Here is a 20,018-nt window from a genome sequence, read left to right on the forward strand (position 1 = left end):
TTATCCTTTTCTTTTTCCTTAAGTATACAAAACTCCCCATTTTCATGGTAGGATTTTCAATAGACTGAAATTTTTATATATTCCACATCAGGCAGTCTGGTATTATCAAATCAGAGGTGGTTCAACAATGTCCAGCAGCTATACCATTACTAAAAAAAAGAAACGGGACAAAAATCAATATATCCTCGGCATTTCCTTTGTTCTTCTGCTGGGATCATTCTTTATACCGCTGGTGGTGCTGCTCCCTCTTCAGCAGGCCCTGTATCATCCATTCGGATACTGGTTTCTGGAACCGCCGAGATCAGCCTACTTTATTTTCACCGGCTCCCTTATTTTATTGAGCCTCAGCCTGCTCCTGATGATTTCCGGCTTGGCAAAAAATAAAATGGCCAAGGGATTGATTGCTGCGGGCATCTTTGCAAGCATCCTGCTGTCCGTCTTGAGTGTAGACCATTATCACTATATGAACGGCAATGGCATTTATATCAATCCCTTCTTCGGCTTTGGCGAGAAGGAATTTCTGTGGGCGGATGTAGAGGAAGCGAAGCAGATTGCTGTTGAAGAAAAAAATGGACTGAAGGATAAGAATCTGACATTTGTGTTTAAGGACGGGGAACAGTACAGCTTCCTCATTACAGAAACCGTACGGAAGGCTTATCCTATCTTTAATGTGAAGCTCCAGGAAAAAGGCATCCAGGTGACCAGGGAGTTCCCGGAATAACTGCAGACAAAAAGGAGCTCCGGCAATGGAGCTCCTTTTTGCTATCAGCCCAGCAGCTGTTCTATGTCCGCTTCCATCTCGAACGGATCTGTCGTAGCCTCAAACCTCCGTATTACATTTCCCTCTGCATCTATCAAAAACTTTGTGAAGTTCCATTTGATTGAGTCGCCGAACAGGTATTCAGGATGCTTTTCCTTCAACAGAGGAATGAGGACTCTTGCAACCGGATGATTCTCATTGAATCCTTCGAATGGCTTCTGTGCAGTCAGGTAATTGAATAAAGGATGGGCATTTCCGTCGCGCACATCCATTTTTTGAAACATCGGGAATGATACACCATAGCGGAGCTCACAGAAGGATTGGACTTCCTCATCACTCCCAGGCTCCTGATTATCAAATTGATTGCACGGGAAACCTAATACCACCAGCCCTTTTTCTTTGTAGCGGTCGTAAAGCTTCTGCAGATCCTGATATTGAAAAGTAAAGCCGCACTGGCTTGCTGTATTGACAATCAGCATTACCTTCCCCCTGTATTCCTCCAGAGAGATTTGTCTTCCGTTCATGGCCGGAGCTGAAAATTGATAAACACTCATTGTAATTCCCCCATCTATTTCTATAGTCTTTATGTAATAGTTCTTTATAACTATAAAGACATTTCCCTTGTTTAGAAAGTTTAAACTCTCTGGACCTCTTTTTTCCTATATTTTTAATTAAGCGGGTTACTAAATGCCTGATTTCGGGTAAAAAAGGGCAACAGCTTAGTAAATATTGTAAAATCTCTAAAGAGGAGGGCAGAACAATGAAAAGAAAAATACATATTCTTGCGAGATTACTCGCACTTCTATGCATCATGGTTCTGGCAGGCTGCAGCGGGGAAGATGAAAAGGCTTCAGGCGAAAAGAAAAATGATCCGCCCCAGGAGGAAGCCCGGGAACAGGAAACATTCTCCGATGAAAAGATACCAGAAGCAGCGGACGATATTGAGGGCATGGTTGCACAAAAGCCCGGAAAGATACTTGAAGGCAAACTGGAACCTGAGGTGGAGATTGCCGATCTATGGGACGCAAAAAAATATACCGGCTTTAATGAGCAGACACTCCAGCCGGCAGCAGAGAAAGAAATAAAAGCATATTTCTCTGAGCGGAAGGATTTATCCGGCAGCCAGGTATACGACTATCTGGTCTATCAGCTGGGCTCAGGTTTATACCAGTCCTACTATGAGGAACTTGTTTCCTTTGAGCATGGTCATGAGATGCCAGAACTCCCTGATGGAGAAGATGAAATCCAGCAGGCAAAGAACCAGAAATCTAATATAGTCATTTTAATGGATGCAAGCGGAAGCATGAAAGCTGATGTCAGCGGCGGCAATAAAATGATGCTTGCCAAAGAAACCATCAAGGAATTTACAAGTTCTCTGGAGGATGATGCCAGTGTTTCCTTAATGGCTTACGGCCATGTAGGAACAGGGAACGATGAAGATAAAGCTGAATCCTGCAGCCGCATTGATGAGGTATTCCCTTTGGGGGCCTATGAGAAAACTGCCTTCAACAAATCCATGGATTCATTTGAGGCAAGCGGCTGGACCCCGCTGGCTGGAGCGATTGACAAAGCACGGGAGCTTTTGTCCGCCTATAACAGCACGGATTATAAAAACACCATCTATATTGTCAGCGATGGGGTCGAGACCTGTGACGGAGACCCTGTAGAAGCAGCACAGCAGCTTCAGGGCAGTAATATTGAGGCAAAGGTCAATATCATTGGCTTCGATGTTGATGACGAAGGGCAAAAACAGCTGAAGGAGGTTGCGGAGGCGGGCGGCGGAACTTATGCAACTGTAAGGGATAAAGATGAGCTGGAGGACCAGGTGCTGAAAAAATGGAAGCCGAGCCTGGGCCAGATATTTTCCCAGCTGGGAGTACCATTGCATGAGACGGTAGACCAGAAAGAAAGGCTCCTTGATATATCGAACCCGATCAGATTAATATCAGATAGAGAGAAAGACAGGATTAAAAGTGCAGTGTCTTTCCTGGAGAGCGAAGAGCTGATCAGTCCTGAGGCGGCAGAAGAAGCGGAGGAACTGGCGGAAACCAGGCATGAAATCCGCGACTCGCATTTCAAGGACTTATACGAACAAAAAGAAGAAGAAGCACAAAAGGCAAGAGATGAAATCAACGGTAAAGTAGAAGCCTGGAAGGATAAATGGTATGAGGTATTAAAGGACGAAAACTAATGTGAAAAAGCCCCGGACATTGCCGGGGCTTTTTCGTTTTCCTATTAAAAATCAAAATGATCCGGGTCCGGCCCTACACGCAGGTTTTGATTCAGTGAACTGATCTGCTCCATTTCATCGCTTGACAGTTCAAAATCAAAAATAGAAGCATTGGCAGCAATTCTGTGCTCTTTCGTTGATTTAGGGATTGTAATGACACCATTCTGCAGATCCCAGCGCAGGATGACCTGGGCTGCAGATTTGCCATGCTTTTCAGCAATGGCAGCAATGATTTCATTGTCCAATAGCTGCCCCTGCATAAGCGGGCTCCATGCCTCAAGCTGGATTCCATTTTCCCTGCAGAATGCTTTTAATTCCTGCTGGGTAAGACGCGGATGGTATTCTACCTGATTGATCACCGGCTTGACCTCTGCATCCTTCAACAATTCCTCCAGGTGGTGCACTTGGAAGTTGCTCACGCCTATAGCTCTTACTTTTTCTTCTTTATAAAGAGCTTCAAGCGCACGCCATGCGTCTTTATACTTCCCTTCCACCGGCCAATGGATAAGATACAGATCCAGATATTCAAGCCCAAGCTTCTGCAGGCTTGTTTCATACGCCTGGATTGCTGATTCAAAGCCTAAATCGCTGTTCCACACCTTTGATGTAATAAAAAGGTCCTCGCGGGATATGCCTGCTTCCGCAATTCCCTCCCTGATTCCCTGTCCGACACCCTCTTCATTTCCATAGATAGCTGCCGTGTCTATGCTCCGGTAACCCAGCTTAATGGCTGATTTTACGGCGTTAACAAGCTCCGGCCCTTCTTCTACTTTGAAAACGCCCAATCCCATCCATGGCATTTCCACACCATTATTTAAAACTGTTTTATCTTGAATGCTTTTTATCATCACTGTTCCTCCTTTATTTTTCCGGAAGCTGCTTTACGCAGCTCCCCCATTGATGCTTGTTGTTTTCATATCCTGGTTTTCCAGCTTCATGCTCCAGCCTGTTAGAATGACAGCGCCAAGCACCATTGCGGCACCGATCCATGGTGTATGGATCAGCCCGATAGAGTCTGTGACGAGGCCGCCCAAGTAAGAGCCAATCGCAATTCCGGCGTTGAAGGCGGCAATATTAATAGCAGAAGCAACATCCACCGCTCCAGGGACAAACCGTTCTGCCAGCATGACCACATATACCTGCAGCCCTGGGACGTTCATGAATGCAAACAGCCCCATCAGCAGGATGACAATCAAGCCTGCAGTCTTATAGGGTGCTGCAAATGTGAGCAGCAGCAGCACCACGGCCTGAATGATGAACATATAAAAGAGTGCCCTGATCGGATTTTTGTTCGCCAGCCGGCCGCCGGCCATATTTCCTATCGCAATGGCAATTCCATATAAAAGCAAAATGGCAGCCACTGTACCAGCTTTAAAGCCGGTCACTTCCTGCAGCAGCGGTGACAGATACGTAAATACAACGAATGTGCCGCCGTAGCCAAGCGCAGTAATGATAAAAACCAGCAGCAGCCTGCCGTTCGTAATTAGTCTGATCTGATCGGCAAATGCAGCTTTCGACCCTTTTGAAAGATTTTTTGGCACAAGGATGCTGTTGGCAATAAAGGCAATGACGCCGATTACGACAATGGCCACAAAAGCAAATCTCCAGCCAAACTGCTGGCCGAGGAATGTCCCAAACGGAACGCCTGTTACTGTGGCAACAGTCAGGCCTGTGAACATGATGGAAATGGCGCTTGCCCTCTTATCCTTCGGCACTAAATCGGCGGCAATGGTAGAGCCGATGGACATGAACACCCCGTGGCTCAAGGCCGAAATAATCCGCGCTGCAAGGAGAATACCTATGCTGCCTGATGATGCAGCAATGATATTCCCTGCAATGAATACCACCATGATCCAAAGCAAAAGTGATTTGCGGGACATTTTAGCTGTGAGCGAGGTAAGGACAGGCGCTCCGAACATGACTCCCAGTGCATATATAGAAACAGTCAGTCCTGCTGTGGTGACGGGAATATTCAAATCTTCCGCGATCATCGGCAGTAGCCCGACTGAAATGAACTCAGTTGTTCCGATTGCAAACGCACTGACTGCAAGCGCAAGCAGCGGAAGCAAACTTGTTTGTTTGCCAGATGGCATATTTTTCTCCTCCTATTCCTATCTATGAAAATTTTATGAGTATAGCAATTTCCTGCCGGCAAATGCTATTATGGGATATAGCGTTTCTTTTGAAAAGTACGTACTTTATAGTGCTATAGGCACCGAAAAGTTCTATAGGCACCTTTTAGTTCCTATGAAACAGGAGTGATCATGATGGAGAAAAAGAAATACAATATATCGGTGGAAGCCACCCTTGAAGTAATCGGCGGGAAATGGAAGACAGTGATCCTCTGCCACCTGACCCACGGGAAGAAACGGACGAGCGAGCTGAAACGGCTCATGCCGAATATCACACAGAAAATGCTCACCCAGCAGCTTCGCGAGCTTGAGGAGGACGGTGTCATCAATAGGATTGTATACAATCAGGTGCCTCCCAAAGTCGAATACGAGCTCAGCGACTACGGCAAATCTCTGGAAAGCATCCTTGACGCACTCTGTGCCTGGGGCGAACGCCATATCACCAAAGTCTATGGCGATAAATTTTCCGTTCTGGAAGAAAGTGTACTGAACGATAAATTGAAATAGAAATGCGGAGGGCGCTTGCTCATATAAGGAACGCAGGTAATGACACCTTGTCCCCCTCCCGGCCTGCACCTCCGCGGGCTTTCTTTTTTATTGTGCCTTTTTATAAATTCTTCTATTTTACATGTTGACTCTCACGCTGCGTAATACTTTAAAGTAATGGTTGAAGGGAGGCCGGAACAATGGCCATGAAAGTGAAAGAAGCCGCCGATCTGGCCGGCATCAGTGTGCGCACACTGCATCATTATGATGAAATCGGGCTCCTCGTCCCTGATGAGCTCTCAGAGGCAGGCTACCGGCTGTACTCAGATGACAACCTGCAAACCCTGCAGCAGATCCTCTTTTTCAAAGAGCTCGGCTTCCCTTTAAAGAAAATCAAGGAAATTATCAGCAGCCCTTCGTTTGACCAGCAGAAGGCCTTCGAGCTGCATCGGGAAATGCTGCTCGAAAAGCGCAGCCGCCTGGATAAGATGATTGCATCGCTGGATAAAACGATCAGGCATGCAAAAGGAGAGATACACATGTCGAATAAAGAAAGATTTGAAGGCTTTGACTTCAGCTCCAACCCCTATGAGCAGGAGGCCCGTGAACGCTGGGGGGATGAAGCTGTAGATGCCTCAAATAAAAAGATTTCCAATATGACAAAAGAAGAGCAGCAAAAACTGGGGGATTCCATGAACGGGATTTACCGGAGCCTCGCGGAAGTGCGGCATATGGCCCCTGACTCTGATGAAGCCCAAGAGGCAATAGGAGATTGGTTTAAATTCCTGAACAAAATGGGCAGCTACTCACTGGATGCCTTCAAGGGGCTTGGGCAGCTGTATGTCGATGATGAGCGCTTCACCAAAAATATTGATCAATTCGGGGAAGGCCTCGCTATCTTCATGCGTGACACGATGGCCGTATATGCAGACAAAAATAAATAAAGAGAAAACCCAAGCCCTTCTGCGGCTTGGGTTTTCCTTATTGTAAACTTTTAATGAACTCCTTAAATACTTCCCCTGTTACAGGCCTGCTGAAGTAATATCCCTGGCCAACCGGGCAATTGTTTTCCAGCAGGAACTCTGCCTGTTCTTTATGTTCAATGCCTTCAGCGACTACACTGAAATTCAGATTTAAGCCCATATCGATTATGGCCTTCACAAGCGATCCATTTTGGGCAGGATCCAGTATATCGTCTACAAACGACTTATCAATCTTGATGGTGTCGATCGGCAGGTGCTTCAAATAGCTTAATGAGGAATATCCTTTTCCGAAATCATCAATGGAAAGCCGGATGCCTATCTTTTTTAATTCATTCAGGGCAATGGTCGCCTTTTCGATGTTCTGCATGATGCTTTCTGTAATCTCCAATTCAAGGCAGCCAGGCTCAATATCGCAGGAAGACAGAACAGATTTTACATACATGATGAATTCAGGATCCTCCAGCTGCCGGACTGATATATTGACTGCTATCGGAACCGATCCGGCTCCCTCCGATTTCCAGCGCTTATGCTGTTCACATGCTGTCCGCAGAATCCATTTTCCCATCGGCACAATCAGACCGGTCTCTTCTGCCAGCGGTATGAATTCCCCGGGAGGAACAAGCCCTCCATCTGGACGCTGCCAGCGCACGAGCGCCTCCGTCCCTTTCAGCTTCCCTGTCTTCAGATCTATCTGCGGCTGGTAATGAAGAAGAAGCTCTCCGCGGTCAAGCGCTTTACGCAGTCCATTCTCCAAAGCCATTTTCCGGGAGGCCAGCCCCTCAAGGGAAGAGGTGTAAAATTGAAAATTATTCTTTCCTCTTTCCTTGGCCAGATACATGGCTGTATCTGCATGCTTGATCAGCGTTTCCTGATCAGTCCCATGCTCAGGATACAGGCTGATGCCGATACTTGGTGTAATATAAAACTCTTCTCCTTCCAGGATGAAAGGCTTGTTGAACTGCTCGAGGATTGCCCGTGCCGCCCCTTCTATCTGCTGTTTTTCCTTTTCTTCAAAAAGGATGATGAATTCATCGCCGCCCTGCCTGGCTACAAGCCCGAGGCTTCCTACAGTATCCTCCAAACGGATCCCTGCCTTTTTAAGGAGCAGATCGCCGGTAGAATGGCCTTTTGTGTCATTGATAATTTTGAAGCGGTCCAAGTCCAGGAATAAAACCGCTGCTTTCTCTTTTCCGCTGTTCAGAATTCCCTGCAGCCGCCTCATGATTTCATTCCGGTTTGGCAGTCCTGTCAATGTGTCATAAAACGCCATATACTCCATGGTCTTTTCAGACTTTTTCCGTTCCGTAATATCCCGGCCAATCACCTGTACAGCTTCTCTGCCGCCGTACCGGATCGGCATGGACGATACTTCCACATCAACAAGGACGCCATCAAGCCTTTTCGCCTGTACCTCAAAGCGCCTCTTCCCAGCCAGGTCACTGTCTGCTGCCAGCAGCGTATTATAAATTTCAGAGGTTGCCTCTTTATTGACAAAGTTAATAATAGGCTTCCCAAGAAGCTGTTCTTTACTGGAAGCGCCGATCAGCCTGCATCCTGCTTCATTGATATATACAATGACATTCCCGGAAATAACACCGATAAAGTCAGGAGACAGCTCAACAAGGCCCCGGTACCGGTCTTCACTTTCTTGTCTATCTGTTATATCAAACAGGACGCTCGAAAATTCAATCAGCCTGCCTTTTTTATCAAGGACGGGGATTCCTCTATCCTGTATCCACCGGATTCCCCCTTCAGGGCGTATGATTCGGTATATGCTTACGACCGGTTCTCCCTGTTTGACTTTTTGTTCCCGTTCATTCAGGACAGACACATCATTCGGATGGATCACTTTTCTCCACAAATCAGGATCCCTATAAAATGATTCCCGAGGAAAGCCATACAGCTTTTCAATTCCTGAGGTAATCATCAGCCTGCCGCTCTTCATATTATGATGCCATATGGCGACGTCCAGGGTATCAAAGATATTGTTAAGCCTTTGATTGCTTTTTCTCAGTTCGGCTGTTGTTTTCTGGATGCCTTTTTGGATAAAAACGAGGAACAATACAATCAGGAGCCCTACGCTGATCACTGTATGGATCAATTCGAACACCCACAAGTTCCGGGGAGGAAAATAATAGGCAAGAGCTGTTTTAATAGCCTCATCCACTAAAAATATGAAACATAATATAATAATCCATACCAGTATGGTATAATTCCTGGCGAAAAATCTCATTTATGGCAAGCTCCTATGTATATGCTTTTAAAAGGAAATATCCGTTATTCCCACTATTATCCCATAAATAACGGGTAAACAAAAAAAAATCGGGCTCATTTCCAAATTGAAAAGATGGGCCCGATCTCGGAAATATAAATATATTCTTTCCTCTATTCATCCTGTTTTATAACACCGCTTCCCAGTTTTCTGATGTAAGGGCCTGAAAACGCTCTTCATCTTTATTATCCAAAGCTTTGTCTATTTCATCATATCGTTTGGCTTCAAGCCACTCGCCCTGCACTTTTCCAATGACTTCGTTCACTGCATCTGTATATTCTGTTGTTTCCTGAGACAGAATCTTTCTTGTCTTCCAGCTGTCTTTATCCGCTAGGTCATGGATGGATGATAAATACTGATCCTGGTTGAATTGGTTCGGTTTGTACTCGGAATTCATATCGTTCCTGCCTCCTGTTTTTATAAGATATTATCATTCAATTGTGTTAGTACTTATTTATTACCCGAATTTCCTAAAAAATAACGGGTCAATCGGTCTTATGTCTTTATTTCACTTAAAAAGCCTGTATCATCAACCTATTTTCAAATTTTATTAAAGCGATTATTTCGTTTATTATAAAGAGGATGCACTGTTAAAAGGAGATAATATGATCAGAACGATTGCGGTTACTAAGAATCATGAAATTAAGAGCAATTGGGATATCACCAGGCTGCTCGAAGAGGATATTCTCTGGTATTGGGCGGATTTCAGCAATCCTTCCGATGCAGAAATCGAACTGCTGAGAAAACCGCTGAATTTCCATCCTCTGGCCATCGAGGACTGTATCCATGTGCTTCAGCGCCCAAAGCTCGACTATTATGAAGACTATGCATTTTTTGTTACGCATAGTGTCAATCCGGATACGATTGACCGTGAAGAAGTTAACTTTTTCCTCGGGCAGAATTATGTGATTACTTTCCATCACCATCCCTCCACTGAAATAGAAGATGTCAGGGAAAGGCTCAGGCTGTCCAACTCGCCTGATAAATGGGAGCCGCTCTTGGTTCTATACCATATTCTTGATAAAATTGTGGACAACTACTTTCCGCTCGTCTACCAGCTGGAGGACACGCTGAATGATATTGACGAAAATTCAAAGGACAGGCCGATGGAGCTTCTGCTTGAGGATCTCTTTGATGCCAGGCACGATCTTCTGGCCCTGAGGCACACTGTCGCTCCGATGAGGGATTTAATCTACAGGATGCTGAACTCCCAGCGGCTCGCTGGCTTTCAGGAAAAAATCAAATATTTTTCCGATATCCATGATCATCTCCTGAAGCTTGCCGAGATGATTGAAGAGAATAGGGAGCTGACTACCGATATCAGGGACAGCTATTTATCATTGAATGCCCATCAGACAAACAGGGTCATGAAGGTGCTGACGGTCATTACGACCATATTCATGCCACTCACCTTCATCGCAGGGATATACGGGATGAATTTTGAGCACATGCCAGAGCTGGAATGGGACAGCGGCTATTTTGCCACCCTGCTGGTCATGCTCACTATCGGGCTTGCCATGTTTGCCTGGTTCAAGAAAAAAGGCTGGTTCAAGTAGAAAATAAAGATCGGAGGATCACTTATGTTTAAAACGATACCACCCGGCGAATTTTTCACCTTTGCCGATGAAAATGACTATGCGGCTAAATTAAGGGAGTGGGGATTGATTACGGCCTCCGCCAAAAATGCTAAACAGGAATTTTCTTATAAACGCGGTGCTTCCGCTTATACTGTCATCATAAAAGGATTTTTGCAGACAGGCACTCATGAAACGGCTGTAGTGGCGTTTTCCAATGACGCCCTTCACTGCGTCCATCCTGCATACTTAAAAGAAATGCAGAGCTCTTCCTTTGGCAAAGGCAGTGCCCTTGAAACGGGAGATTCCCCGCAGGATACCGGGCTTCCGGAAGCAGGAGAGCCGGTGAAGGCCCCGGCAAAGGCAGACGATGACAAAAAGCCGGCAGAGAAGAAAACGAGAAAAGCTCCTGCCCTTGACCTTCCGGCAGATAAGGTTCCATTTGAGGCGGCCATTAAAGAATTCACCACAAAATATAACCATTTTAACGAGACCGATGAAGAAATCATCGTCTTTGAGCAGGTGCAGATTACAGGAGAAAGCCCGCTCGAAGTTGGCGAAGCCTGGTGCAGCTACAGCAAAACACTGAAAAAGGCAGAGCTCACTGAAGGGAACAGGCTGACCTTCGAAGCCAAAATCGTCGACCGGAAGCTGAATAAGGATGTGCGCTATAAGATCAATAATCCTTCCAAGATTAAGAAGCAGGAGGATTAAGGACGGCAGCTGTTTCAGTGACGATTGACAGATAAAGAGGACAGAAGAAACCTTCTGTCCTTCCTTTAATTTTTACGTAGATATACATTAAACACTGTTGGTATGAAAATGGATAAACATACAATGCCTTGCCTGTTTCCTTGCCCAAAATTTTTTGGAAAACCTGCTAATTGGAGTGCAAGGCACGCAGACTCCTGCGGGATTGCAGCGGAAATGTTGAGACCCCACAGCGCGCAGCGCGAGGAGGCTCAACTTCGCCCCGCGGAAAGCGAAGTGCCTGGAACGGAAATTAGCAGCCCCATCCTGATAGCTATCCTTATACCCCAGAATAAAATAGTTCTGTATGATACTGCCGGAAAACAGCAATGTTTGTGTAGTAATGGATAAACATAGAATCCTTGCCTGTTTCCTTGCCCAAAAATTTTTGGAAAACCTGCTAATTGGAGTGCAAGGCACGCAGACTCCTGCGGGATTGCAGCGAAAATGTTGAGACCCCACAGCGCGCAGCGCGAGGAGGCTCAACTTCGCCCCGCGGAAAGCGAAGTGCCTGGAACGGAAATTAGCCGCCCCATCCGAAAATCCATCCTATTCTCGTAGTACCAGCAAAAGTATTTACTACGTCGGTAAATTCATCGGTAATTATTTATTGCATAGTATTTATATATCTTTGTATTCAGTCTCTCAATTTTCCAGCGCTGACCTACCGTTTCCTCCAGCAAAGATAGGGAAAACATCTAGTATCATTCTAATAGGAGGATTTTCAATGTATAAAAAAAGACTGATGCTTCCGGTTTCACTTGCCTTTGCCATATCTGCAGCAGGCTGTTCGGGGACGGATGACGCGGGTTCTCCTGCTCCGGAAGATTCCCAGCAGGAACAGACTACTGTACCTGATGATCAGAATGCAGAAACCGGTACAGAAGAAAATGAAGCCGAAGCAGATGGGACAGAAGAAAACAGCACAGAGGAAGATAACAGCCAGTCTGGCAGCACCGAGACAGCAGAGGATGTTATCGGGAAGATAAAAGAGCAGCTGAAGATGGAGAACGCTATCCTGCCCGCTTCATTCCCTCTGAAGGAAGGCACCCATCTTTCAGCCTCAATCGAGGAGGATAAGACAGATTCCTATCAGGTCACCTTCTATCAGACGAATGAAATGGTGCCTGTCAACGACCCTTCATTAACACCTGATGGAAGCGCCCCTGTTGTCGCTGTCTTTAAGGCACATAACAAAACGGCAGCATACAATGAGCAGGAATTGTTCCCGCCGATGTCACTCGACGATATACCGGCAGAAATGGCCATTGATCTCGGTCATGGCATCAAGGGTATGGGAGAAGGAGCGGCAGGCCATAAATATTTAAACTGGAAAGAAGGCAACTGGATTCTCCAGATCAGCTCAGTCTCAGAAGATCAAATGGATGATCAGGCAATTGCACGCCAGATGGTTGATTATCTTGAATCCCATTACCTCCCTGCACCACACGATGATGGGCGCATCAAGGTTCATTACAGGCAGGGCGGCAATGAGGTCGAAAATGATATTTACTGGGAAGATGGAGAAAGAATCTACGAGCTTCAAACAAAGGAGGTACCGCTTGAAGCTCTGGAAATGGCTGTAAGTATAAAATAAAGCAAAACAGGCCGGAGTCTATTCTTCCGGCCTGTTTTATGGTGCGGCAAGCTCAACCTTTATCCGGTCCGGATCCTCGAAAAATACAGCATAATGACCCTCTCCGCCGGCATATGGGTATCTGTCCTCATAAAGGAGGCTGACCCTCTTCTTTTTTAGCTGTTCTGCCATCCGGTCGACCTGGATGCGGGAATCAGCATGAAAGGCAATATGATTGAGGCCCGTTCCCGAGCGGTGATAAGGGAAATGAATATATTTTTCCTCTGTCTGCACAAATACGATGTAGGCTTCATCCAGCCTCCAGCTCCGCCCCTTTTCCCATTCCTGAAAAGATTCATAGCCAAGCTCTTCTAAAAACCAGCCCCAGAATTGAATGGTTTTCTGCAAATCAGATACGTTGATTTCAATATGATGGATATGTCCAGGCATAATCCTGCCCCCCTTTCGAATCTATACATTCCATTCTACCAAAGGCCCCCTTTGAGTGAACGCTCTTATATGCAGGCACCACCTTTGAATGCCCCGGGAAAGTGAATTATACTGATGGCAGCAGGATGTGGAGGCACAGCCTGAATTTTTCATAAGAAGAGAGGAAGATCTTAATGGATAAATGGAATGGATTCATCCAAGGCTGGCTCGGCCACAGAAAGGCGCTGATCGAACTGCTCGGCACATTTGAAGAAGGGCAGCAGGAGTTCAAAGCATGGGAGCAGGGGATGTCTGTTTCTGAGCTGACAGTACATATAGCAGCCTCTATGGAGATGTTTGTGCAGACAGTGAAGAAAGGCGAATTTACGCCGCCGCCTGAGTATCCGGCCATTGAAACATTGGAGCAGCTAAAAGCACTTGTCCAGGAGGAAACTTCTAAAACAAAAGCAGCACTTGAAGAGCTGACCCAGGACCAGCTTGGGAAAACAGTGGATTTCTACGGCATGGCCATGCCGGGGATCGTACTCCTTGAAAATGCCAAAGACCATGAAATCCACCATAAAGGACAGCTGTTTACATATGCCCGTCTCGCAGGCATCGAGAAACTGCCTTTCTTTGTGAGCAGATAAATAAGAAAAAAGCAGGCTCCCCAACAAGGAAAGCCTGCTTTTTAATTATTCTCCCAAATCCACGTTGTGGTACACACGCTGGACATCTTCCAGATCCTCAAGGGCGTCGACCAGTTTTTCGAACTGGGCAAGGTCTTCCTCTGATAAGGAAAGCTCATTCTGGGCAAGCATCGTTTGCTCTGCCACTGTAAACTCATCAACCCCGGCAGCCTTTAAAGCTTCCTGAACGGCATGGAATTGATCTGGCTCGGCATAAACGATGACTGTATCCTCTTCTTCAAGGATATCACGTGCATCAACATCTGCTTCCATCAGGATTTCCAGCACTTCATCAGCTGATTTGCCTTCAAGACCGAAAACAGCCGTTGCATCAAACATATAGGATACAGAGCCGCTGACGCCCATGTTTCCGCCATTTTTTCCGAATGCCGCGCGGACATTGGATGCGGTCCTGTTCACATTATTGGTGAGAGCATCCACGATGACCATGGAACCGCTCGGCCCAAAGCCTTCATAGCGGAGGTTGTCATAGCTCTCTTCTCCGCCGCCCTTTGCTTTATCAATCGCACGGTCGATGATGACTCTTGGCACATTATAGGTTTTGGCACGCTCGAGCACAAATTTAAGAGCCTGATTGGATTCCGGATCCGGCTCCCCCTGCTTTGCCGCTACATATATTTCCAATGCGAATTTAGAGTACACACGGCTTGTATTTGCATCCTTGGATGCCTTTTTTTCTTTGATATTATTCCATTTACGGCCCATCTGTTCCACTCTCTTTCACTTATATCTGATCTATGGCTGCATGGAAAAACCTTTCCATGCCTGCAGAAAATAGTAAGTCTCATCCACTATTATACATGAAACAGGGCAGCTATTTCGAGTTAAATGAATATGAGGAAACTCAAACCCCGGCTTTATATTAATGCGCTTCAAGCTATGCTGAAAAGAGACTTCTGATGAAGGGGCAGCAGCCTGACCCTTTTTAAGCCAGACGATTTTCAGTCAGCATGAGTTCTTATGTACTCAGCAGCTTCACCTGGATCGCTCGTTCCCAGGACAGGCTTTTCAAAGCTAAACACAATAAAATACGGGGCCTGCCGGACTTCCAGGTCAGTATATATTCGTTGAACTGTATCCAGATTTCTATATTCCACACGGTTGGCGCCAGCTTGATAAACATCCTCAGTAACGCCCAGGTCTGACTGGTCATTTTCCCTTATAGCCAGGACAGTATATTCACCAGCTTCTTCAGCCAGCAGTTCCTGGTATGACGATTCCTCTTCAACGTCCAGGCTCACTGTATATTCTGCCTGGCCTTTGCCTTCCCATTTTGCCTTTATTCTTATCGTGATGGGGCCGGGCTTGTTGGATAACGTATATGTGCCTGTATACACCGGCTTCTTGCGGTCACTTCCATAAATCGTGTCCAGTGCAACGGATTCAGGCTCGTCCTTTGTCCCAAATTGTACCGTTATTTCAGAACGGGGTTTTACTTCTGTTACAGAAGCTGCATTCGCCCTTTTCACTGCCTGTGTCTCACCATGCCAGGTATAGCCCCGCAGATCGGCATCTACTTTCTCCCCGTCAACCATGACCACCGGATTTGAAGGTCGCTTCTCATTTGAGATTTTAACAGCGTCCATCAGCAGCATAATGGCCAGGGCTGCAAGAATTCCTATCCCTATAACCAGCTTTTTCTTTTTCAGCACGAAACACACCTCTTAATCTATTATTGTTCTATTTAATAGTTTACCATATTAAGGAATTTGTTATCAGGTGAGTTTCTATCATAAGTTTTCCTTTTTAAATTATTTTCCCAATGTATAAGGAACCAGAATTTCCCTCACCTTATTGACAAAGCTTTTGCCTGCTCCCCAATCAAAGCTGATCAAGCTTTCCGCACTTCCCGCAGAAATGCATCTCACTTTGTTGTCTCCTCTTACATTTTCCATGATGACCGTCAGCGACGCTCTTCCACCCGTGCGGAAATAAAATCTCTCAAACACAAGGACACAGAACTCAATTCCTTCGGCAGGCGTATGGTACTCTTCGTGGATTTTATCTGTGTTCAATGATTCCGATTCCAGCAGTTTGATAGCACATTCAAAAGGGGTTATAGAAGTTTTCAAATCCGATAAATGATTCATAGTGTCTCCTCCTGTCTGTCTGTATTACGGATTGGAGCATGAAAAGGTTCCAGCCATTGGAAAAAGGGACCGTTTAGTCCCCTGGTTTTCCCCTTCTATAGTAACCCGGCTCAGCTTTCAAATTCCTTTATATACCCGATTTCTTCCACTATTTGCTGCCCTTGCTCACCCTGCATCCATTCCAGGAACGGAGGGATGTTTTTGTTGGGATTGGATTTGAGAGTTATGGCGTACAGGGAAGCAGTAAATGGATATGTTCCAGAGGCAATGTTCTCCGGGCTTGGGTCCACGCCATCTATCGCTAAAAGCCTGATGTCCGTGCTTCGGTTCATTCCTGTGGCGAAGAAGCGAAAGGAAAATCCGAGGGAATTGTCATAGTTCCGGTAATCCGCAACCTGCTCAATTATACCGCCCATGCCCTCAGGGACCTCTTCCTTCAACGGTTCCATGATTGGTGTATCACCCATGATTTTTTCCAGGAGCGTCTGGCTTCCTGAATTTTTTGGCCGCTGAAACGCAATGATTTTGCCGCTGCTTCCGCCTACCTCCGACCAGTTTTTTATTTTTCCTGAATAAATGTCTTTTATCTGTTCAACAGTAAGGCTTTTAATGCTGTTTTCCGGGTTGGCGAAGAATACGAATGCCTCTTTTCCAATGGGGGTCATCACCAGTTCCTTCCCTGCATCTTCGGCCATTTTCCGCTGCTCAGCGGAGGGCTCAGCACCGAAGTAAATATCCGCCTCTCCTGACAGAAGGCGTTCATAAGCGTAGATGGTATTGGTGAAGCTGACCACTTCCTTTTCAAGGGAAACTTCCCGTACATTTTTATAAACGGCATTCGCAAAGGCTGAATATACAGGGAATGCCGCTTCTGCTCCATCCAGCACAGGCATGGAATCAGCATCCGAAATTGAAAAATCAGCTCCTCCCTCAAGTTTCGGAAGCCGGTTGTTCGTATTGGTTATATCATAGGGTGTCAGATCTGTGCTTGAGTAGCCGCCAGCATAATCGAAACCATAAGAAGGGAGGACGGTTCTGCTCCGCTCCCAATGGATGAAGGCTCCGCTGCCTATCGAGAGCGCAAATACTAAAGATAGAATGATAGCCTTCTTTTTGGGAATCATCCGAATGGCATTCTTCCTCTTAATCATTGAAACTGCAATAGGCACCAGGAACGCCAGCTCAAATGCCATCGGAGCCCATAAGAAAGTCCGCCCTTCGCCCATGAGGGAAGAGAAGATGAAGATCGGGGCAAAGGGAATATGGAGGATACCATAAAACAGCCAGGATTCGTGGCCGGAAAACCCTCCTGTCAGTATCATAAAAACCGCCCAGATGACTGCTGTATATACCAGCGGTCCACAGGCAAGAAGCCAATCGTTCTCGTTTAGCTTCCTGCTTTTAAATGTACCAATCAGCAGTCCGCCTGCCGCCAGCACAATAATCTGCAGGAGAAAGGCATAGTCCGGCCAGGCCCCCAGGAAAAGGAAAGACAGCATAGATAGAAGGAACGGGGCAATCCCAAAATACAGAATCCATTTACCAGGCATTCCAGCACCTCCTTTATTTTATAATTAGTGTAATTTTACACTTTTGACTAGATATTTACAATAACAAATAAAGATGAACAGCAAAAAAACTCAGCTTCATGCTGAGCTTCTTTGCTTAAATCGATTTAGTTTAACCTCTTAAAATTGAGAGGGATCATCTATGCCAGACCGGCTGCCGCCACCTGAATAAAAGTTGATCAAACAGCCTGTTTTTATTTTGCAAGCTCATAAATAGCCCTTGCATAGATGGCTGCCGCCTTCACCAGATCATCCACTTCAATGTATTCGTCTTTCTGGTGGGCAGTCATTTCTTTCCCAGGGAAGCAGGCGCCAAAAGCGACCCCTTTTTTCATGAACCTGGCGTATGTGGCTCCGCCTGTTGACAAAAGGACCGGCTCTTCTCCTGTCTCTTCCTGGTATGCCTTTTGAAGGGCTTCAATAACAGGGTGCCCCGGGGCCACGTAATGGGGCTGCGACTCTCTGTAATCTTCAAGGTTAAACCCCTGAGACTCAGCCGCTTCCTCCAGCCTGTTTTTCAGATCTTCATAAACAGAGGAAACCGGACAGCGGATATTCAGCTGCACAAAGCTTTCACCAGCCTGATCAAAGGAGATGATGCCCGGATTGACTGTCAGCGGACCGGATACTTCATCTTTGTATGAAATGCCAAGCCTGTGGCCGTAAAAATCCCCATGGAGAAGCTTTAAGAAAGAAAGGAATTCCGCCCCGGTGTGCTGTACTTCCAAATCTGCCAGGAAAACGGCAAGCAGGGTCCCGGCATTCACACCTTTGAAAGGCTCCATCCCATGGGCTGCAGTTCCATACAGATTGAAAGTAGCAACATCATCAGTTATAGCAACATCTCCGCGGACACCGTTTACATCACAGAAAAGGATAAAGTCTTTTTCCAGCTGTCCTGCATCAGGACCGGCCACACTGGCAGAAGCACTTTCAGGCACCATATTAATGCGGCTGCCCGATTGGAAGGACAGCAGTGACAAGACCCTCTCCTGCCCCGGTTCTTTCCTGCCCGTCCCAATTGCCAATTTCACATTCATCTGGCCTTTTTCAGCATTGATGATCGGAAAAACCGCATCAGGAGCAAAGCCTTCCTCCGGCATAAGCTCTGCTTCTGCATAATGGCGCATGCAGCTCATCCCGCTTTCCTCATCTGTCCCGAAGATGATCCGGACATTTTTCCTTAGCTCAAGTCCAAGTTCCCTGACCATTTTCAATCCATAAAAAGCGGCAAGTGTCGGACCTTTGTCATCTATGCTTCCACGTGCATACAGTCTGCCGTCCCTTACCTCAGGTTCAAAGGGCGGTGTTGTCCATTCGCCGGGGGCCGGAACGACATCCACATGGCAAAGAATGCCGATTGTTCCCTCCCCGCCGCCTTCCAGCTCGGCATGCCCGGCCATTCCATCCACATTTTTCACTGTAAAGCCTGCTTCTTCGGAAAGCTTCAGCATATACTCCAGCGCTTCGCCGATTTTATCCCCCATCGGCCTTTCTGCAGTTGCCGTGGATAAATCTTTGATGCTGGCAATTTCTAATATCCCAATCAGATCCTTCATCAGATCGTTTTTCCGTACCTCTGCTTCCCTTTGCCAATCAATCATTTTCCCTTGCCTCCCGGTTCTGATAATAAGCGGCGCAAATCAATCCAAAATAGGTGGGCGCTTCGAAAGAGAGCAGCCTGCTGTGCCGTTCCTCCTCCGGGACTGCCCCCGCCAGGATCAGTGTCTGCCAGATCCCGTCCGGCTTTGCATTCTCCACGAGCTCCGGATCGAACAAAGCAAGGTCTTCCAGCCTCCCTGACTCTATCAATTCTGCTGTCCGGCGGTCCAATTCCTCCGCAGCCGGATGATAGCCATAAGGCCCTTCGCTGTCATGCGTATGAGACCAGTCGCAGCTGGCGATCAGGCCGACTTTTCTCCCTGATTCCCCTGCTGCTTTTCTGATTGCCCTGCCAAAAGCGATATGCTGCTCATAAGTTATTTCTCTCGAAGGCGTAATGACCACAACCGGCACCTCGGGCATAAAACGAAGCGGTACTATTGCACCCCAATCAAGGGGAAGGCAGGATAGCGGGCCTGCACTTGTTCCGTAATTGATTCCGGCTGCAGGAAGCCCTTTCGCTTCAGCCTCCGCCAAAATAGAGGAAGCAAGCATCAGATCGGTTTTTCTCTCCATCATAAAGGAGGAACCATTTTCAGCCGCTTCCCCCTCAAGCCTTTCAGAAACAGCCACTGCGAATTGTCCATTGATGCGCGTTCCATGGGGAGTGAGCACAATCAGGCTGTCAGGTCGGGCTTTATCCATCAGGGCCCCAAGCCTCCCCATGCTCTTTCTCGTCTTTTCCATGCGCTCCGGCTTTTCCCCTTGCAGTTCAGGTATGATTTCTCCACCATGCGGAGTGATGCAGGCAAATACAAACGGATTCATCCAGTCTCTTCCCTTCGTGTATAATCTA

At 46.6% G+C, this 20,018-nt stretch carries 20 protein-coding genes; 8 read left to right on the forward strand and 12 right to left on the reverse strand.

Annotated elements, in window-relative coordinates:
* Positions 1-127 precede the first annotated feature (127 nt).
* Positions 128-721 carry a hypothetical protein gene (locus tag CYJ37_RS22160; protein ID WP_009792351.1) on the forward strand — a complete coding sequence of 198 codons (594 nt, stop codon included), beginning with the start codon at positions 128-130 and terminating at the stop codon, positions 719-721.
* Positions 722-765: 44 nt separating this feature from the next.
* Here CYJ37_RS22160 and CYJ37_RS22165 read toward each other — a convergent pair whose 3' ends face one another.
* Entirely contained in the window at positions 766-1,314 is a 549-nt protein-coding gene (locus CYJ37_RS22165; protein WP_009792352.1) for a glutathione peroxidase, read from the reverse strand.
* Positions 1,315-1,520: 206 nt separating this feature from the next.
* On the opposite strand from CYJ37_RS22165, the gene CYJ37_RS22170 reads away from it, so the two are divergent.
* Entirely contained in the window at positions 1,521-2,951 is a 1,431-nt protein-coding gene (locus CYJ37_RS22170; RefSeq protein ID WP_257964287.1) for a vWA domain-containing protein, read from the forward strand.
* Between the two features lie 44 nt (positions 2,952-2,995).
* On the opposite strand, the gene CYJ37_RS22175 is transcribed toward CYJ37_RS22170, so the two are convergent.
* Together CYJ37_RS22175 and CYJ37_RS22180 are read right to left on the reverse strand one after the other, a co-directional pair.
* Positions 2,996-3,838, reverse strand: a complete 843-nt coding sequence (locus CYJ37_RS22175; protein ID WP_165352678.1) for an aldo/keto reductase — start codon at positions 3,836-3,838, stop codon at positions 2,996-2,998.
* A gap of 33 nt (positions 3,839-3,871) precedes the next feature.
* Entirely contained in the window at positions 3,872-5,083 is a 1,212-nt protein-coding gene (locus tag CYJ37_RS22180; RefSeq protein ID WP_009792355.1) for an MFS transporter, read from the reverse strand.
* 174 nt (positions 5,084-5,257) lie between these two features.
* Here CYJ37_RS22180 and CYJ37_RS22185 point away from each other — a divergent pair, with 174 nt between their 5' ends.
* Entirely contained in the window at positions 5,258-5,629 is a 372-nt protein-coding gene (locus CYJ37_RS22185) for a winged helix-turn-helix transcriptional regulator (RefSeq protein WP_022543312.1), read from the forward strand.
* A gap of 179 nt (positions 5,630-5,808) precedes the next feature.
* The gene (locus CYJ37_RS22190) at positions 5,809-6,552 is read left to right on the forward strand and encodes a MerR family transcriptional regulator (RefSeq protein WP_101551938.1); all 744 of its coding nucleotides are present in this window, start codon (positions 5,809-5,811) and stop codon (positions 6,550-6,552) included.
* Between the two features lie 37 nt (positions 6,553-6,589).
* Here the strand turns inward: CYJ37_RS22190 and CYJ37_RS22195 are convergent, their stop codons facing one another.
* Together CYJ37_RS22195 and CYJ37_RS22200 are read right to left on the reverse strand one after the other, a co-directional pair.
* Positions 6,590-8,824: a bifunctional diguanylate cyclase/phosphodiesterase gene (locus tag CYJ37_RS22195; RefSeq protein ID WP_101551939.1), complete on the reverse strand. Its 2,235-nt coding sequence runs from the start codon at positions 8,822-8,824 to the stop codon at positions 6,590-6,592.
* A gap of 166 nt (positions 8,825-8,990) precedes the next feature.
* Positions 8,991-9,260, reverse strand: a complete 270-nt coding sequence (locus CYJ37_RS22200) for an IDEAL domain-containing protein (RefSeq protein ID WP_009792359.1) — start codon at positions 9,258-9,260, stop codon at positions 8,991-8,993.
* 208 nt (positions 9,261-9,468) lie between these two features.
* Here CYJ37_RS22200 and corA point away from each other — a divergent pair, with 208 nt between their 5' ends.
* The 3 genes from corA to CYJ37_RS22215 all read left to right on the forward strand — a co-directional run bounded on the left by corA (position 9,469) and on the right by CYJ37_RS22215 (position 12,784).
* A complete protein-coding gene (gene corA / locus CYJ37_RS22205; protein WP_009792360.1) occupies positions 9,469-10,419 on the forward strand; it encodes a magnesium/cobalt transporter CorA in 951 nt (316 codons plus the stop codon).
* 24 nt (positions 10,420-10,443) lie between these two features.
* The gene (locus CYJ37_RS22210; RefSeq protein ID WP_101551941.1) at positions 10,444-11,151 is read left to right on the forward strand and encodes a hypothetical protein; all 708 of its coding nucleotides are present in this window, start codon (positions 10,444-10,446) and stop codon (positions 11,149-11,151) included.
* 763 nt (positions 11,152-11,914) lie between these two features.
* On the forward strand, positions 11,915-12,784 hold the full coding sequence (locus tag CYJ37_RS22215; protein ID WP_101551943.1) for a hypothetical protein: 870 nt from the start codon (positions 11,915-11,917) through the stop codon (positions 12,782-12,784).
* Between the two features lie 36 nt (positions 12,785-12,820).
* On the opposite strand, the gene CYJ37_RS22220 is transcribed toward CYJ37_RS22215, so the two are convergent.
* Positions 12,821-13,216: a VOC family protein gene (locus tag CYJ37_RS22220; RefSeq protein ID WP_101551944.1), complete on the reverse strand. Its 396-nt coding sequence runs from the start codon at positions 13,214-13,216 to the stop codon at positions 12,821-12,823.
* 170 nt (positions 13,217-13,386) lie between these two features.
* On the opposite strand from CYJ37_RS22220, the gene CYJ37_RS22225 reads away from it, so the two are divergent.
* Entirely contained in the window at positions 13,387-13,842 is a 456-nt protein-coding gene (locus CYJ37_RS22225; protein ID WP_101551946.1) for a DinB family protein, read from the forward strand.
* Between the two features lie 45 nt (positions 13,843-13,887).
* Here the strand turns inward: CYJ37_RS22225 and CYJ37_RS22230 are convergent, their stop codons facing one another.
* The 6 genes from CYJ37_RS22230 to CYJ37_RS22255 all read right to left on the reverse strand — a co-directional run bounded on the left by CYJ37_RS22230 (position 13,888) and on the right by CYJ37_RS22255 (position 19,990).
* The gene (locus CYJ37_RS22230; protein WP_009792366.1) at positions 13,888-14,607 is read right to left on the reverse strand and encodes a YebC/PmpR family DNA-binding transcriptional regulator; all 720 of its coding nucleotides are present in this window, start codon (positions 14,605-14,607) and stop codon (positions 13,888-13,890) included.
* A gap of 236 nt (positions 14,608-14,843) precedes the next feature.
* The gene (locus CYJ37_RS22235) at positions 14,844-15,554 is read right to left on the reverse strand and encodes a hypothetical protein (protein ID WP_101551948.1); all 711 of its coding nucleotides are present in this window, start codon (positions 15,552-15,554) and stop codon (positions 14,844-14,846) included.
* A 99-nt stretch (positions 15,555-15,653) separates the two neighbouring features.
* Positions 15,654-15,992, reverse strand: a complete 339-nt coding sequence (locus tag CYJ37_RS22240; RefSeq protein WP_009792368.1) for a DUF6054 family protein — start codon at positions 15,990-15,992, stop codon at positions 15,654-15,656.
* 110 nt (positions 15,993-16,102) lie between these two features.
* Entirely contained in the window at positions 16,103-17,542 is a 1,440-nt protein-coding gene (locus CYJ37_RS22245) for a PstS family phosphate ABC transporter substrate-binding protein (RefSeq protein ID WP_101551950.1), read from the reverse strand.
* Between the two features lie 212 nt (positions 17,543-17,754).
* The gene (gene pepV, locus CYJ37_RS22250; RefSeq protein WP_101551953.1) at positions 17,755-19,164 is read right to left on the reverse strand and encodes a dipeptidase PepV; all 1,410 of its coding nucleotides are present in this window, start codon (positions 19,162-19,164) and stop codon (positions 17,755-17,757) included.
* Positions 19,157-19,990, reverse strand: a complete 834-nt coding sequence (locus tag CYJ37_RS22255; RefSeq protein ID WP_009792371.1) for an extradiol ring-cleavage dioxygenase — start codon at positions 19,988-19,990, stop codon at positions 19,157-19,159. Before CYJ37_RS22255 ends, pepV begins: the two co-directional genes overlap by 8 nt.
* Between the last annotated feature and the right edge of the window lie 28 nt (positions 19,991-20,018).

Source organism: Bacillus sp. UMB0728, from assembly GCF_002858875.1.
GTDB classification, from domain to species: Bacteria; Bacillota; Bacilli; order Bacillales; family Cytobacillaceae; genus Bacillus_AB; species Bacillus_AB infantis.

Coding starts and splice junctions, on each gene's coding strand:
- CYJ37_RS22215 (WP_101551943.1), top strand. CDS start 11,915: ATGTATAAAAAAAGACTGATGCTTCCGGTTTCACTTGCCTTTGCCATA.
- corA (WP_009792360.1), top strand. CDS start 9,469: ATGATCAGAACGATTGCGGTTACTAAGAATCATGAAATTAAGAGCAAT.
- CYJ37_RS22185 (WP_022543312.1), top strand. CDS start 5,258: ATGGAGAAAAAGAAATACAATATATCGGTGGAAGCCACCCTTGAAGTA.
- CYJ37_RS22190 (WP_101551938.1), top strand. CDS start 5,809: ATGGCCATGAAAGTGAAAGAAGCCGCCGATCTGGCCGGCATCAGTGTG.
- CYJ37_RS22200 (WP_009792359.1), bottom strand. CDS start 9,260: ATGAATTCCGAGTACAAACCGAACCAATTCAACCAGGATCAGTATTTA.
- CYJ37_RS22225 (WP_101551946.1), top strand. CDS start 13,387: ATGGATAAATGGAATGGATTCATCCAAGGCTGGCTCGGCCACAGAAAG.
- CYJ37_RS22255 (WP_009792371.1), bottom strand. CDS start 19,990: ATGAATCCGTTTGTATTTGCCTGCATCACTCCGCATGGTGGAGAAATC.
- pepV (WP_101551953.1), bottom strand. CDS start 19,164: ATGATTGATTGGCAAAGGGAAGCAGAGGTACGGAAAAACGATCTGATG.
- CYJ37_RS22165 (WP_009792352.1), bottom strand. CDS start 1,314: ATGAGTGTTTATCAATTTTCAGCTCCGGCCATGAACGGAAGACAAATC.
- CYJ37_RS22175 (WP_165352678.1), bottom strand. CDS start 3,838: ATGATAAAAAGCATTCAAGATAAAACAGTTTTAAATAATGGTGTGGAA.
- CYJ37_RS22240 (WP_009792368.1), bottom strand. CDS start 15,992: ATGAATCATTTATCGGATTTGAAAACTTCTATAACCCCTTTTGAATGT.
- CYJ37_RS22210 (WP_101551941.1), top strand. CDS start 10,444: ATGTTTAAAACGATACCACCCGGCGAATTTTTCACCTTTGCCGATGAA.
- CYJ37_RS22170 (WP_257964287.1), top strand. CDS start 1,521: ATGAAAAGAAAAATACATATTCTTGCGAGATTACTCGCACTTCTATGC.
- CYJ37_RS22230 (WP_009792366.1), bottom strand. CDS start 14,607: ATGGGCCGTAAATGGAATAATATCAAAGAAAAAAAGGCATCCAAGGAT.
- CYJ37_RS22180 (WP_009792355.1), bottom strand. CDS start 5,083: ATGCCATCTGGCAAACAAACAAGTTTGCTTCCGCTGCTTGCGCTTGCA.
- CYJ37_RS22195 (WP_101551939.1), bottom strand. CDS start 8,824: ATGAGATTTTTCGCCAGGAATTATACCATACTGGTATGGATTATTATA.
- CYJ37_RS22160 (WP_009792351.1), top strand. CDS start 128: ATGTCCAGCAGCTATACCATTACTAAAAAAAAGAAACGGGACAAAAAT.
- CYJ37_RS22245 (WP_101551950.1), bottom strand. CDS start 17,542: ATGCCTGGTAAATGGATTCTGTATTTTGGGATTGCCCCGTTCCTTCTA.